The sequence below is a fragment of the Nocardia arthritidis NBRC 100137 genome (assembly GCF_001612765.1).
Lineage (GTDB): Bacteria > Actinomycetota > Actinomycetes > Mycobacteriales > Mycobacteriaceae > Nocardia > Nocardia arthritidis.
Genome location: NZ_BDBB01000001.1, coordinates 33,217 through 46,611, shown reverse-complemented (window position 1 = coordinate 46,611; position 13,395 = coordinate 33,217). Strand labels below are relative to the sequence as shown.

At 65.8% G+C, this 13,395-nt stretch carries 14 protein-coding genes and 2 tRNA genes; 7 read left to right on the top strand and 9 right to left on the bottom strand.

What is annotated here, in order from left to right:
• Positions 1 to 121: 121 nt before the first annotated feature.
• Entirely contained in the window at positions 122 to 1,195 is a 1,074-nt protein-coding gene (locus tag NA8_RS00240) for a nitric oxide synthase oxygenase (RefSeq protein WP_063048480.1), read from the bottom strand.
• A gap of 598 nt (positions 1,196 to 1,793) precedes the next feature.
• Between NA8_RS00240 and NA8_RS00235 the strand changes: the two genes are divergently transcribed.
• On the top strand, positions 1,794 to 2,867 hold the full coding sequence (locus tag NA8_RS00235) for an alpha/beta hydrolase (protein ID WP_063048303.1): 1,074 nt from the start codon (positions 1,794 to 1,796) through the stop codon (positions 2,865 to 2,867).
• Here NA8_RS00235 and hisC read toward each other — a convergent pair.
• A complete protein-coding gene (gene hisC / locus NA8_RS00230) occupies positions 2,864 to 3,937 on the bottom strand; it encodes a histidinol-phosphate transaminase (protein WP_063048302.1) in 1,074 nt (357 codons plus the stop codon). The two genes, NA8_RS00235 and hisC, sit on opposite strands and share 4 nt — an antisense overlap.
• A gap of 117 nt (positions 3,938 to 4,054) precedes the next feature.
• Between hisC and NA8_RS00225 the strand changes: the two genes are divergently transcribed.
• From NA8_RS00225 to NA8_RS00215, 3 genes are all read left to right on the top strand, one after another.
• Positions 4,055 to 4,759 carry a dienelactone hydrolase family protein gene (locus tag NA8_RS00225; RefSeq protein ID WP_063048479.1) on the top strand — a complete coding sequence of 235 codons (705 nt, stop codon included), beginning with the start codon at positions 4,055 to 4,057 and terminating at the stop codon, positions 4,757 to 4,759.
• 88 nt (positions 4,760 to 4,847) lie between these two features.
• Positions 4,848 to 4,937 (top strand) — tRNA-Ser (locus NA8_RS00220).
• Positions 4,938 to 4,971: 34 nt separating this feature from the next.
• Positions 4,972 to 5,044 (top strand) — tRNA-Arg (locus NA8_RS00215).
• 835 nt (positions 5,045 to 5,879) lie between these two features.
• On the opposite strand, the gene NA8_RS00210 is transcribed toward NA8_RS00215, so the two are convergent.
• Positions 5,880 to 6,356 (bottom strand): hypothetical protein, encoded by a 477-nt coding sequence (locus NA8_RS00210; RefSeq protein WP_063048301.1) that lies wholly within the window; start codon positions 6,354 to 6,356, stop codon positions 5,880 to 5,882.
• A 465-nt stretch (positions 6,357 to 6,821) separates the two neighbouring features.
• Between NA8_RS00210 and NA8_RS00205 the strand changes: the two genes are divergently transcribed.
• Both NA8_RS00205 and NA8_RS32305 read left to right on the top strand, forming a co-directional pair.
• Entirely contained in the window at positions 6,822 to 7,106 is a 285-nt protein-coding gene (locus NA8_RS00205; protein ID WP_063048300.1) for a hypothetical protein, read from the top strand.
• Positions 7,107 to 7,681: 575 nt separating this feature from the next.
• Entirely contained in the window at positions 7,682 to 8,266 is a 585-nt protein-coding gene (locus NA8_RS32305) for a pentapeptide repeat-containing protein (protein WP_281198941.1), read from the top strand.
• A gap of 92 nt (positions 8,267 to 8,358) precedes the next feature.
• On the opposite strand, the gene NA8_RS34260 is transcribed toward NA8_RS32305, so the two are convergent.
• The gene (locus tag NA8_RS34260) at positions 8,359 to 8,526 is read right to left on the bottom strand and encodes a hypothetical protein (protein WP_169810426.1); all 168 of its coding nucleotides are present in this window, start codon (positions 8,524 to 8,526) and stop codon (positions 8,359 to 8,361) included.
• Positions 8,527 to 8,655: 129 nt separating this feature from the next.
• Positions 8,656 to 8,859: a hypothetical protein gene (locus NA8_RS00185; RefSeq protein ID WP_063048296.1), complete on the bottom strand. Its 204-nt coding sequence runs from the start codon at positions 8,857 to 8,859 to the stop codon at positions 8,656 to 8,658.
• A 603-nt stretch (positions 8,860 to 9,462) separates the two neighbouring features.
• Between NA8_RS00185 and NA8_RS32300 the strand changes: the two genes are divergently transcribed.
• Positions 9,463 to 10,671, top strand: coding sequence for a helix-turn-helix domain-containing protein (locus NA8_RS32300; protein WP_169810425.1), 1,209 nt, complete (start codon positions 9,463 to 9,465; stop codon positions 10,669 to 10,671).
• Positions 10,672 to 10,687: 16 nt separating this feature from the next.
• Here the strand turns inward: NA8_RS32300 and NA8_RS35860 are convergent, their stop codons facing one another.
• From NA8_RS35860 to NA8_RS00165, 4 genes are all read right to left on the bottom strand, one after another.
• Positions 10,688 to 11,134, bottom strand: coding sequence for a YunG family protein (locus NA8_RS35860; RefSeq protein ID WP_439957353.1), 447 nt, complete (start codon positions 11,132 to 11,134; stop codon positions 10,688 to 10,690).
• 94 nt (positions 11,135 to 11,228) lie between these two features.
• Entirely contained in the window at positions 11,229 to 11,951 is a 723-nt protein-coding gene (locus NA8_RS00175) for a maleylpyruvate isomerase family mycothiol-dependent enzyme (protein ID WP_245663597.1), read from the bottom strand.
• Positions 11,952 to 12,188: 237 nt separating this feature from the next.
• Positions 12,189 to 12,581: a RidA family protein gene (locus NA8_RS00170; protein WP_174550015.1), complete on the bottom strand. Its 393-nt coding sequence runs from the start codon at positions 12,579 to 12,581 to the stop codon at positions 12,189 to 12,191.
• A gap of 104 nt (positions 12,582 to 12,685) precedes the next feature.
• Complete coding sequence (locus NA8_RS00165) at positions 12,686 to 13,387, bottom strand: DUF998 domain-containing protein (protein WP_245663596.1); 702 nt, start codon at positions 13,385 to 13,387, stop codon at positions 12,686 to 12,688.
• Between the last annotated feature and the right edge of the window lie 8 nt (positions 13,388 to 13,395).

Here is a 13,395-nt window from a genome sequence, read left to right as displayed (position 1 = left end):
TCGCCCCCGGACCCCCGCCTGTGCTCGGGCTCCGATGGTTGTGTCCCGCCGATGGCCGGGCCGCCGCCCACAGTTGGGTTCGTGCCGTTTCTCGCCAGGCATGCTTCAGTATCCGCGCCGGTTATCCCGCGGTGTCCGCGCTGAAGTCCCTGCGGACGAAGTTCGGCCGGATGTCGAGATCGGGTGGGTCGTAGTAGCGGTGGAAGGTCGGTGTCAGCCCGGACGAGATCGGCGGGTTGATCCAGGACCAGTCGGTGGGGCAGGCGCGGCCCGCGGCTTCCTCGCGTTCGACGTGATCGCAGAACTGCTTGGCGACGGTGTGATGATCGACGATGTACACGCCCGCCTTGCGGAAGCTGTGCAGCACCGCGCGATTGAGTTCGACCAGGGCCTGATCGCGCCAGAGGTTGCGCTCGGCCCTGGTGTCCAGGCGCATCATCTCCGCGATCAGCGGGAGCATGTTGTAGCGGTTGGCGTCGCTGAGATTGCGCGCGCCGATCTCCGCGCCCAGGTACCAGCCGTTGAACGGCGCGAACGGATATGTCATACCGCCGATCTCGAGATTCATGTTGGACACGGCGGGCAGTGCGTGCCAGCGCAGCCCGAGGCCGGCGAACCACTCGAACTCGGGATGCTCGAGTTCCACTTCGCGTGCGAGCTCGGGCGGGATGTCGAACCAGCGAATCGGCTCGTCCGGCGTGCTGATCAGCAGCGGAAGGATGTCGAAAGGCGTTCCCGCGCCGCGCCACCCGAGCTTCATGGCGAATTCGGTGAGTTCGACATTGGCGGCGTCGCCGGTGACCGTGCCGTCCCCGTTGCGATAACCCGCGTACCGGATGATCTGCGGGCTGACGACGCGGAACTCGCGCCCGTCCGCTTGCCGTGGCGGCCCGACGGTGATCATCGACTGGATGGCGCCGTTGTTGGTGGCCATGTGCAGATGCTGCCAGCAGACCTCGGCCAGATCGCGTGCCGAGCGCACCCGCCTGGCGTCGAGCAGTTTCAGCGAGCGCCAGTGCTTCCGGCCCACGCAGCGGGCGTGATTACGCCAGGCGAGTTTGGCTCCGATCAGGATCTCGTCGGCGGTCTGGAGATAGGAGCCGGTCTGTTCGAGTTGCTCCAGCGCGCCGCGCCTGCGCTGGGCGCTCAGGTGCGCCAATTCGGGCAGCCGGAAGAACTCGTCACACTCCCGCATCCGGCGTTCCAGATCGGCGCGGAAAGTCGCTGTGTCCGATTCGTTCTCGATCGAGGAGACGGGTGACACTGGATTCACGGTTTTCTCCGGTCGGGCATAGGTGCTGCGATGAAACAGGCGAGTCGAGCAGAGAATCAGCGCGTGAGCGCAGCCGGTACCGCTGGAGTCGCGGGGGGCCCGCGCAGGCGCGCAGGGCAGATGCCGCAAAATAGCTCCCGCCCGAACCCGGTTTTGATTCCGGAAGGGCTGGCTAGACTGCGAACCGGGCGGCCGGTCTGCATACCCCGCCGAAGCGCAGTGCGGTGACCTCGGCGCCAGCGGAGTGGATGCGCGATCATGCCCGTCCTGGTTCGAATTCCGAAAAGGCTCGGCGCTCAGCGTACGGTGGGTGTGCTGATGGTGTGCCGTGATTTGCTGGATTTGCTGGATCGCCTGGACGGGGATCGGAATCGGCGTGCCGAGCACCGTTGACCGGGTCCACTTTTCGAGGGCTGGGCGGTTTGCAAAAGGCCGCGGCCGCATGCTGAGTGCGGTGGGTGTTCCTCGACATGGTGATGGCCTTCGGCCCACCCTCGACGTCTCTGGCAGGATGGTTGGCATGCTCTGTCGCCGCCGGGTGCGGCGTTGGCTCTCCAGCGCCCTGATCAGTGCCGCACTAGTTTCCGGTGCGGTGTCGTTCGGTGCTCCCCAGGTCACGGCGGCGCCTGGTAATACGCCGCCGGTCAACACCGGGTCCGCGGACGGGCCGGGTCCGGCCGAGCCGACCAGTAAACAGCCCTCGACGCCGCGGATCGAGCGCGTGGAACCGATCAACGATCGCTGGCTGCGGGTCTTCGTCGCCTCGCCCGCGATGAGCCGTGTGGTCGAGGTGCAGGTCCTCCTGCCGCGCGACCAGTCGCACCCGCGTCCCACCGTGTACATGCTCGACGGCCGCAGCGCGAGCCCCGACAGCAACAACTGGACCGAGCTGGGGCACGCCGACCGCTTCTACGCGGATAAGGACGTCAACGTCGTGCTCACCGTCGGCGGTCCGGCCAGCTTCTACACCGACTGGCAGCAGGCCGACCCGGTGCTCGGCACCAACAAGTGGGAGACGTTCCTCGCCAAGGAGCTGCCCCCGTTGATCGACGCGAAGTTCGACGGCAACGGCATCAACGCGGTCATGGGCGTCTCGATGGGGGCGGAGGCCGCGATGATGCTCGCGTTCCGTCAGCCGACGCTCTACAAGGCGATCGCGGCGCACAGCGGCTGCTTCTCGATGGGCACCGATATCGGCCAGGCGCAGGCGCGCGCCGTGGTGGCCACCTACATGGGCGAGCCGGACAACATGTTCGGCAAGCAGGACGACCCGGCCTGGCTGGCGCACGACGTCACCCTGCACGCGGACGCGTTGCGCGGCAAGACGATCTATCTGTCGGTCGGCAGCGGCCTGCCCGGCGTGCACGACGTGCCCGGCACCCCGAACGTCGACCTGCCCAGCGCCATCACGTTCGGCGGCCCGCTGGAGGCAGCGACCAACGCGTGCACCCGGCGGCTCACCGACCGGCTTCGGTCGCTCGGCATCCCGATCACCGCGCACTTCCGTGCCACCGGCACGCACTCCTGGCCGTACTGGGAGGACGAGCTCGCCCTCTCCTGGCCGACGATCGCGCCCGCGATCGGCGTGCGCTAGCCCAGGAACCGCGCGAGCACCTCCGGCTCACGGGCGAAGCTCAGGAACAGATCGTTCTCGTGCGGGTCGCCGATAGTGACGCGTACCCCGTCCGCCCCGTACGGCCGCACCAGTACCCCCGCCGCCGCGCTTGCCTCGCCGAACTCCGCGCTGCGCGCGCCCAGCGGCAGCCAGACGAAGTTCGCTTCGCTCGGCGGCACCGGGTAGCCCGCCGCCACCAAGGCGTCGCGCACCCGTGCGCGTTCGGTGACCAGGAGGTCGGTGCGATCCAGCAATTCGTGGCGCGCCTCCAGCGACGCGATGGCCGCCGCCTGCGCGAGGCGGTTCACGCTGAACGGGATATGCACCTTCAGCAGGGCCGTGATCACGGCCGGGTCGCCCACCGCGTAACCCACCCGCAGGCCGGCCAGGCCGTACGCCTTGGAGAAGGTCCGCAGCACAACCACATTGGGCCTGCTCCGGCCGATCTCGACGCCGTCGGGGTGATCGGCCAGCCGCACGTACTCGTAGTACGCCTCGTCCAGCACCACCAGCACGTGCGACGGCACCGCGTCCAGGAACCGGACCAGCTCGGCCTTGCCGACGGCGGTGCCGGTCGGGTTGTTCGGGTTGCAGACGAAGACCAGCTTGGTCCGCTCGGTGACGGCGGCGGCCAGCGCGTCCAGATCGTGCACCTGCCCTGGCGTGAGCGGCACCTGCACGGCGGTGGCGTTGCCCACCTTGGTCACGATCGGATACGCCTCGAAGGAGCGCCACGCGAACAGCACCTCGTCGGACGCGGACGAGCAGGTGATCTGCACCAGCTCCTGGCAGAGCGCCACACTGCCGCAGCCGACCGCGACGTTCTCGAAACCGACGCCGAGGAACTCGGCCAGCACCGTGCGCAGCTCGGTGACCTGATTGTCCGGATATCGGTTGGCCAGCTCCGCCGCCTCCGCGATGGCTTTGGCGGCGGCGGGCAGCGGACCGACGGTCGTCTCGTTGCTGGCCAGTTTGACCGCGCCGGGATTGCTGCGGCCGGGGGTGTACGCCGGGATCGATTCGAGGTCCGGCCGGATCTGCGCTGTCACACTCCAACCCTAATCCGCGCCGTGGAAAGCCCGATCGGCGTACCGGAAAATCTCTGGTCTATAGGCCCTCACGTGCAATTTCTACCGAAGATCGGCAACGCGCCCTACGCTGGTTTCATGTCGGGCACCTACGACGATATGGCCCCGCTGCGGGCGAGCGACCAGGAAGACGAGCGGCCGGCCAGCGGTGGGCAGGTGCCCATCACGGTGGTCGAGCCGGAAGGAAACGCACGCGGCGGGATCGTGCTGCTGCACGAGTCCGGCGAGTTCACCGGCCCATTACGCGACCTGATGGACGCTTTGGCAGGCGAGGGCTGGACGGTTGTCGCACCCAAACTCTTCCATCGGGGAGGCGGCCAACCCGGTGACGGAGTCTTCGGCGAAGAGCTGTTCGACGACTTCGACGCCTGCTTCGACTGGCTCACCCGGCGCGGGGTTTTCCCCGACACCATAGGCGTGCTCGGCTTCGATTCCGCGGGCACCGCGGCGTTCCTGGTCGCGACCAATCGCCCGATCGGCGCCGCGGTGAGTGTCGCGTCGCCCGGCATCGTCGAGCCGCTCACCGACCAGGCCGACGCCTTGGTGCGCGCCGCTCCGAACCTGCAGGCGCCGTGGCTCGGCCTGTTCGGCGTGGACGACCCGGCCACCCCGCCCGCCCAGGTCGACCAGCTGCGCGACGCCACCGCTCGCGCCGCGGTCGCCAGCCTGGTCGTCACCTATCCCGGCTCGCACCACCGCGCCGACACCTCCGAGTCGGACGACGGCGATGAGGTCGATTCCCAGACCAGAATCTTCGATTGGTTCGACAGTAACCTACGCTGACCAGCCGTTTTGTGATCTGGACGGTAGCTACTGTAACCTTTTGGCTCGGCGGTTCGAAAGGACCGGTGCCCTCGAAGAGAAGGCTCCAGGAGGCGTGCCAGAGCGGCCGAATGGGACTCACTGCTAATGAGTTGTCCCTTCACGGGGACCGGAGGTTCAAATCCTCTCGCCTCCGCCAAGCCCGGGAAACCGGGTACAACTGAATAACACCTGCGCCCGTAGCTCAACGGATAGAGCATCTGACTACGGATCAGAAGGTTAGGGGTTCGAATCCCTTCGGGCGCACGCAGGTAGAAGGCCCCTCCGGTACCAACGGAGGGGCCTTCTCGCATCTCTGACGCCACCATTTGACGACAGTCTCCTCGACAGCGCGTCCATGCCCGTCACCGCGTCGCGCTGGACGGCGTCGATCACGTCCATGTAGGTCCCCGTCGTCATGGTGATCGGGGCGCAGGATCCGCTGCACCGTCGCCGCCTCGCCACCCATCGTGAACAACAACGTCGCGGAGGGCGAGTCGTTGCCGAATTTCGCCATACAGGATCAGAGGCGCAGGCGCTGCGCGCCGCCACCTGCCGATCCGTGATTGCCGAGTTTTCGATAACCGAAGAAGTGTGGGCGCGACGAGTGCCCTACCCGGTTGGGCCTCCCGCAGTCGAGCGTGAATCCGCCCGGCACTGCGCCCGGTCGACCGCCTGTGGTCCGGTCCCCGTCGAGGTACCAGGCGATACGGGTTGCGTTCAGTTCCGAGGGCCATTCGTGGTCGGGGACCTGTTGCTCTGCATTGGCTGCGGGTGCGATGCCACCTGACGGATCGGGCGCTACGGCCCCCACCTCCCCCCCCGGGCGGGTAGACCTGTCCCGGGGACCCGGTGCGACGGGTCGGGATCCTGAACGACTGCGCGACCTTTGGCCGCGTGGCCATGCTGACTGACGGCCTGCGTTGTGTTCCCGCGCTTCTCCACCATCAAGGGCGCCTACGGCGTCAGCTCCGCTGATGGCTATCGCCACCCTTGACCGTGGAACCGCTATGCGCAAAGGGCAGGCCCTATCGGGGCGGGCGGGTAGCCAGCCCCACCAATGCGCAGACCACCACCCAGCAGGGCCAAAGGAACTGGTCGACTACCGCAGTCTCCTCCGCGTGTAACGCCGCTTTGCCTGTTCCGGTTTCCCGCCCGGATCGTATTGCTCAAGCGGATCCTTCGGGGCTTCCGTGGCTTTCCGGATGCTCTTCATCATCTTGCCCCACCGGTCATACGCAGCTTGCCTGGTTATTCCACAGGCTGACCCGATCTGCTCCCAGGTGGCCCCCGATTCGCGTGCCGACTTCACGGTGCCGTCAACGTCAACGTTCGCCTGATCGCGGATCCGAAGCTTCGCAAGCTCCAGAGCGGTTCGCAGCGTGCCACCGAGAGGTTCGACGCCTACCGGCTCCGGAAGACCCTGCAGCTTGGCGGCTTCGTTCAGCAGGTCGCCCGCGAGTTCATCGCACTTCCGACGAATTTCCTGGTTTAGCTGGGCGGCCGCAAGGGCCACCGCCTTCGGGGTCGGCGTGAGGATCAGTTGGTCGGAGTCAGGAGTAGGTGATTCGCCATCCATGGCGTCAAGGAAATCAGTACGCCCTGTTCAATGTCAAGCTTTTCAGTACGCCCATTCGGATCGATAAGTGGTCCATTTGGACCACTTATTGCCAATTGCGATTCATATCACTATGACTAGGGTCACATCTTCATTGTGATTCTGGCCACGTAGACTTTAATGCAGAGGCCGGGTAGCTCTGCCCCAGCAAACGCTAGACGCCGCCGCAACCAGCGCATATCACCGAAAGTTTGCTGGAAACGAAAGCCGGAGGGTGGAAGCCGTTGCCGCTCTCCCGTGTATCGATTCGTGATTGCCCGGTTATGGGCGGCTAGAGTACTTCCCAGCCCCGGGACGCATCGCCGGAACCATCAGCCGGACACCGCGATCCGAGTCGTGCTCCCCCCTGTCGCAGAGGGGGGAGCACGGATGCTCGGCGGTTCGTCGTGGGTGCCACTACCTGTGTCAACTACAAAGGAGCCGCCAATGGCGACCATAACGGGAAACCGTGCAGCAATCAATCCGGTCCCGGACGCCGTATTCGCCGCCGATCCGGATCTGCATGCCGGACTCGTCGACAATCCGCCCGCCTTCGTCCTCGCCAGCTGCCTTGCAATTTCCATTGCGGTGATTGTCTGGTTGGTGATGGCGATCGCGCACCAGATGAGTGGCAACACTTGGATCCAGGCGGCTCTCCGGGGCGCCCCCGCATTCGGCGGAACCCTGGCCCTTTGTGTCTCGGTGATCGGACTGCTCGCCCTGCTCCCGTAGCGTCTGCTTGGGCCCCCGAAGCACCCGGCAGCAAAAAGCAGCGGACCTGGCGAGACCTGCTGACACGCAGCGATCCATGGCGGGTCTTGCCAGCTCAGCAGCATCGCTCGATACCCCCCGCAACACCCATCAACATTGGGCGAAGAGGTCACCGACACCGCTGCGGACGACAGGGCTGACGACAACCACGACGACAGTTGTGCATCTCCACCGCTTGCCCAACATGCGAGCCACTACCGGATTTACGCTGACCACTGCCCGCGCCCATGCCGACGGATCAGAAGGTTAGGGGTGCGATTGCCTTCGGGCGCTCTCTTCGGAAGGACCGTCCGCTTCGATCCGGAGGGGCTTCCGCATCTCTGATGACACCGGATGGCAACCTTCCAGTAGAGCGGGGGCTCTAAATCCGCACCGCGTCACGCTGCGCGGCATATTGAAAAGCGTTGTACATGCTCGGGAGCGAGAAGAGTGAGGATAGGTGCTCTGGCAAAGATGACACTGCGCGCGGTCGTTCGATGAGGAGCGTTCGCCGTTGGCCCGAGGACCCGCTGGCTCACCGGGCGCTGTTGGACTATATGGAGAGGCTTCCCGTCAGCCCGTCGGCGGAGCAGACAACTTCATCACTTCTCAATGGCAACGGGCTGGATTTCGCGGGTTCGGACCTGTCCGGGTTGGACCTGGTTGGAGCAGAGCTCAGTGGGTCCGCGATGGACCGAGTGCTGCTTGTCGGCGTCGATCTGTACACCGCTTGGCTTGCCAGCGCGCAGCTTTCGGAAGCTGATCTGGGTGGTGCCGATCTTCGTAAAGTCCAGGGTCGTGGCTGCCACGCGCGGTACGCGAAGCTGTGCGACGCCGACATGCAGCGAGCGGACTTCAGTCAGTCCGATCTACTCGGTGCGGACCTTCGTCGAGCGCGCCTGCGACGAGCCTCGTTCTCCGGATCGGATCTCCGTGACGCCGACCTCCGCGAGTGCGGATTCGATCGAACACGACTCTCGGGCGCTCGGCTGGCGGGCTGTGCTGTCGACGGAGCGAGCGGCTTGGTCATCGGGCCTGTCGACATCGGTGTCGCCTGTCCAGACCTGCTGGACGGGCCGGAATTGCTGGATTGGTTCACATCCAACGGTGCGGTTGATGTCGAGGTTCGCCAACCCGCATAGGTCGGTGAGCCGCCGTCGCCCGCGGCCTCATTTGCTGGGAACGGGAAGTATGCTCACCCGACGTCGCTCCGGCACCGTGTCTGGCGCGCTTGTCAGACGCAGTCCTCGCCGAGCAGTAGATATGCCGCAGCCAGATGCACCAGGCAGTCGTCCGGCCGATGCTCCGCGTGGATATTCCGCAGTTGCCCGGCGCGCTCGGGCGTGAGATCCAACAGGTGAACATTGCACAGGTGTTCGGCCAGCTTCCCTTCAGCCTGCACAAAGGTTTTGTGGTCCTCGACGGAAGGGACGAGCTAGGATGCGCTTTCTGGATGCTTCGGGTGGTCGGGTGATGTCACAACGCTCCCTTCGGATTTGGTCATTGATGCCGGGCTGGCCGGGGGGTGCTGTCAGTCCCACAATCCAGCGCAGGGCAGCGGCGGTAGATCTGCTCGCAGGTTGTCATCGACGGTCACGATGAGCCCCGAGTCGGAGTGCCTGGTCAGCGCGTCGGCAACCTGTTGGGCCTGCGCCGCGCTCGCCTGATAATCCAGTGTGAGTGCGCCGAACTCGAGGTGAATGTGGCGGACTCCCAACGGCAGCTTGTTTCGCACGCCTTCCGGCCTCTCGTCGGCCGGATCTTCGTCACCGGTTCCTCCTGTACGGCGATCGTCTCTGAGGCTGCCAGCGGACAAGCTGATTACCAGGGTTTCGTCGTGGACGGCACGACTCGTCCGGCATCGACCAGAACCTGTAGTGCGGCGGCTTTGCGAGGGCAGCACTTCGCACGGCAAGCAAGGTGATAGCGCATCACCGTGTGGGCTTGGGGGATCGTGAACGGCACAGTGGGTGCCTGGTGAGCGGCTTCGTCGCACATGGCGAGAAGTTGATACATGGCAAGAGAACTGGTCGGCATAACGGGCGGCGCTTCCTCTGGTTCTGAATGGGCGGGTGGTACCCAGCACCGGGGGCTTTCGCCACCGACTCGCCACTCTGGCGTGCTGGTGCGCCGCGCTGGCTACGGCGTCGGCCCGATGCCGGGTACCGAGCGGACCGTACGGCTGAAAAGCCGCCCGATTCCGGCTTGATACCGAATCCTTCTGGAGGATACGGAAATCGGTATATGGTCTAGAGGCCCAGAAAGATATTGGTAGACATGGTCCGGTCGGGCAACGACCACTGACATACGGCGGCGTAGTAGGGGGACGACGATGTATATGACGACGGGTGAGACCATTCGCCGAATCCGCAAATCCGCTGGAATGACACAGGCGGAACTCGGCGTACTGATTCACTTCACACAGCCAGCCGTCTCGCAGCTAGAACACGATGGTCCAGCGGTTTACGATGTCCGAGTTCTCCGTCGTGTGGCAAGAGCACTGCAGGTTCCGCTTTCCATACTGGCGGTGGATTCGGATGAGGAGGCGGACGTGAACCGGCGCCAGTTCTTCAAAACGGGGACGGTCGGTGCTGGTATCGCCATGTCAGCAGGCCGAGGACCATCTTCCGCTGCTGTGGTCGTGGAAACGGGGGGCCGGGTTGGTCGAACGGAAGTCGAGCGAATCATCCGCAGTGTTGCTGATATCCACGAACTGCAGTGGATCGGCGGAGGTGACCGATTGTGCTCGATCACTGCCAACGAAGTGCGGTATGTCGAGCAGCTGTTGGACTCTGGCAGCTACACCGATCAAGTCGGCAGAGCGCTAGCCGGTGCAGGTGCCGAGATGATGACCGCTGCGGGCTGGGTCCACTATGACGCGGGCCGTTGGCGCGAGGCTCGGCGCTACTACGCCGACGCCGCGCAGGCCGCCACGGCGGCAGGCGATGGTATCGCCGCCTCCCATGCCTGGATCAACGCGTGCTTGCTGTCCTACCGCGACGGCGCCCGCCCCAAGGAAGGGGTCCAGCTAGCCGAAGCCGCCCAACTCGCCGCTCGGCGTGACGGGGGACCGAAACTGCGGGCGCTGGCAGCGATTCGAGAAGCCGAAGCCCACAGCTTTACTGGTGACCGTGCAGCTATGGTGGCCGCTGTGAGCCGGGCGCACCGTGCCTTTGAATCGACCAGAGGAAACGACCCTGACTATCTCGCCCACTTGTCCGAGGCTCAGCTCAGCGGGTTGACTGGCCTGGCCTTCATGCGCCTTAGCGATCACAAGGCAGCCGGGGCCTACCTACGATCCGCCGTCAACGGCACTACGGCTTACCCGCGTGAACGGGCTGCCTGGCAGATTCGCCTATCACAAAACCTGATTCGAGCCGGATTTCTTGCCGACGGTTGCGGCACATTGTCCGCTAACATCGAAGACTTTCGAGCTATCGCATCGACCCGTCTCCAAACCGCGCTCGGCGAGATTGTTGACACGTTACGGTCGTACTCGTCGGTTCCTGAGGCGCGATCGTTCCTCGAGATGTGGATGGCGCGTTGATGCTGCGATAACGCCACTACCGCCAGTCGGCCGTGGTGACGGTCAGGCCGCACCGACCTTGCTGTTGCTCGTCTGGGTGAACATATTCGGCAACCCGTCTGCGAAGCGTTTCGTACCGCAGGCGAGTGCTTTCGTATGAAAGGCAATACGCGCGGGTGGAGGCATGTCGACCCCGCTTTGCTCTCGGCTCAGTAAAAGTCGTTCCCGCAGGAAATTGCCCATGGGTAAGGTCGATGATCTCGCCATCTACGACATTGAAGTAGTGCGATACCGTTTCATTTCCCGGCAAGGTGGCAACCGTATTGACAATATCCCCGCCGAGATAGTCTTGGACGACGCAAGCGGTAACCGCGCACTGCCCCTTCGCGCCGTTCTCTTCCGTCCAGTCTCGGGTGCTGCTCGTGTCTGCGGACCAGGACCTTCGAAGCGCGCTTGCCAGTGCCTCTAATTCTCCGACACCCACCAGTTCAGCTTACCGTTGACGTCAGGCCCGACGCTCACAAGTGGCCCCATGGAGCGGTCTCGGCCGATGCCGCAGCGGGGTGCCGCTCATGGGGCTATTTCCAGGCGGGGAGGTCTGGCAGGTCGCCGGTGAGGTCGGAGCCGGGGCTGCGGCCCAGTAGCCAGGCGGCGAGGGAGGATGCTGGGCCGGAGATGGTGTGGGTGGCGGGGGCGGGGCCGATGGTGGCCGTGAAGTCGGAGTCTGTGGCGTGGAGGGTGAAGGGGGCGAGGGGAGTGTCGGCAGTGAGGCGGGTCAGGTCGGCGGTGGCTTGGGGGAGGATGCGGGCGACGAAGGATGCGGGCCAGTCGGAGGGGTGGTAGCCGACGTTCAGGTCGACGTGGTGGATTTCGACCTCTTGCAGGCGCATCCAGAGGACTTCGGTCGCGGGGATGGGGCGGCCTTGGCGGGTGCGGACCTGGGCTTGCCACGCGTCGTCGGTGAGTGAGCGGGCGAGGCCGAGGAAGCGGGTTGCGGCGGCCTCGTTGTCGGCGAGTTGCTCGGAGAGCGGGCGGGGCGCGCCCGCTTCGATGTCGCTGTCACGCAGGAAAGCGCTGGCGTATTGCGGGATTTCGACGCCGGTGTGGGCCCACAGCAGCAGGTTCACCAGGCTGTCCGCGTTGCGGGCGAGGTGGGCCAGGACGTGGCCGCGAGTCCAGCCGGGCAGCGAGGAGGGTTGGGTGACGGCGTGCTCGTCGAGGCCACGGATGGTGTCGAGCAGGCGGGTGGTCGCCTCGGCGACGGTATCGAGTGGCACGGGGGTCTGCGAGGCGGTGGTCACGATTTCGACCCTAGCGAGAGAGAACCCGGCTCGTCGCGAACGACGGGCCGGGTTCGTTCTGGGAATTAGGAGATCCGAGGCCACCCGGAATCCGAGGGCCTGCGTGACGGGCGCGCCCTTGCATCGGTCACCGGCGATCGCGGGTCCGGTGGGCGGACCGCAGTCGAGCACGATCAGCTCGTCGACCAACGTGCTCGCGGACGGCGGGCACGCGAAGGGTGTGCGCCGCTCGACGCCCTACCCGGCGACGATCGCGTCGGCTTCGATCTCGACCAGCAGGGCCGGGGTGATCAAGCCCTTGATCTCGTACATGGCCGTCGCCGGACGGATCTCGCCGAACACCTCCGCGTGCGCCTTGGCGACCTCGGGCCAGCGGGCGATGTCGGTGACGAAGATGCGGGTGCGCACCACGTCGGCCAGGCTCGCGCCCGCCTCCTCCAGCGCTGAGCCGATGCGCCGCAGGGTTTCCCTGGTCTGCTCGCCGATGTCGTCGCCGCCGACGGCCGTGCCGCCGGGGGCCGAAGCGGTGGTTCCGCTGACCGCGACGACATCACCGAGCCGGACCGCCCGCGAGTAGCCGACGAGGTCTTCGAACTCCGAACCCGAGGAGATGTTCACGCGATCACTCATGGGCGACAGCATCGCATGGCGCCGCGCGCGGCCATGTGCCGGACAGCCGAGTGCAGGCACCTGCCGTTGACTCGCAGTCGTCAGGACCCGTCCGGGCGACTCGATTATCGGCTCGGCTCGGTCCGCTCCCGGCTCTCCACGATGACAGCGGCCGCCAAGGCGATCAACCACAGCGACATCGCTCCCACCTGAATCCGCTGCGCTATCCCCAGCGCGTAGTTCCCCGGCAGATTGTCGGCCACCAGCATCCACGTCGTCGCCAGCGCACCGATGACCAGCACGAACAGGCCGAATTCGCGCAGCACCCGCCAGCGCCGGTAGCGGAACGCGGCGACGCTGAAGGCGCACGCGGCGACCGCGATCGAGGTGACCGCCAGCGTGCTCGTCAGCGCGTGCGGCTGATGCAGTTGCGGGAACAGTTCGCTCGGGCCGCCGCAGCCGCTCTCGCCGGGCGTGCAGTCGCGCAGCGGTAGCAGGACGTCGGCGATGGTCGCCGCGCCGAAGCAGAACAGCGCGATCCAGCCGACCGTGGTCATCCGGCGGCGCGGGAACAACAGCAGTCCCGCGACGGCGGCGGGCATGAGCGACACCCCGACGATGAGGTCCGCGGTCGCGAACACCTCACGGTACGGCTTACCCTCCGCGTCCAGTTCGCTGAGGAACGTGTCGACCGGGTCGAGGTGGATCTTCAGCGCGAACTGGAGCACCCAGGACGAATAGCAGAGCCCCGCGATCGCGATCGCCGCGGCGACCAGCACAGTCGCCGGTCGCACCCGCCGAACGGCGATGTCCGAGCCATCCGTCACGTCCCCAT

Coding starts and splice junctions, on each gene's coding strand:
- NA8_RS00240 (WP_063048480.1), bottom strand. CDS start 1,195: ATGCGGGAGTGTGACGAGTTCTTCCGGCTGCCCGAATTGGCGCACCTG.
- NA8_RS00235 (WP_063048303.1), top strand. CDS start 1,794: ATGCTCTGTCGCCGCCGGGTGCGGCGTTGGCTCTCCAGCGCCCTGATC.
- NA8_RS00225 (WP_063048479.1), top strand. CDS start 4,055: ATGTCGGGCACCTACGACGATATGGCCCCGCTGCGGGCGAGCGACCAG.
- NA8_RS00210 (WP_063048301.1), bottom strand. CDS start 6,356: ATGGATGGCGAATCACCTACTCCTGACTCCGACCAACTGATCCTCACG.
- NA8_RS00205 (WP_063048300.1), top strand. CDS start 6,822: ATGGCGACCATAACGGGAAACCGTGCAGCAATCAATCCGGTCCCGGAC.
- NA8_RS32305 (WP_281198941.1), top strand. CDS start 7,682: ATGGAGAGGCTTCCCGTCAGCCCGTCGGCGGAGCAGACAACTTCATCA.
- NA8_RS32300 (WP_169810425.1), top strand. CDS start 9,463: ATGACGACGGGTGAGACCATTCGCCGAATCCGCAAATCCGCTGGAATG.
- NA8_RS00170 (WP_174550015.1), bottom strand. CDS start 12,581: ATGAGTGATCGCGTGAACATCTCCTCGGGTTCGGAGTTCGAAGACCTC.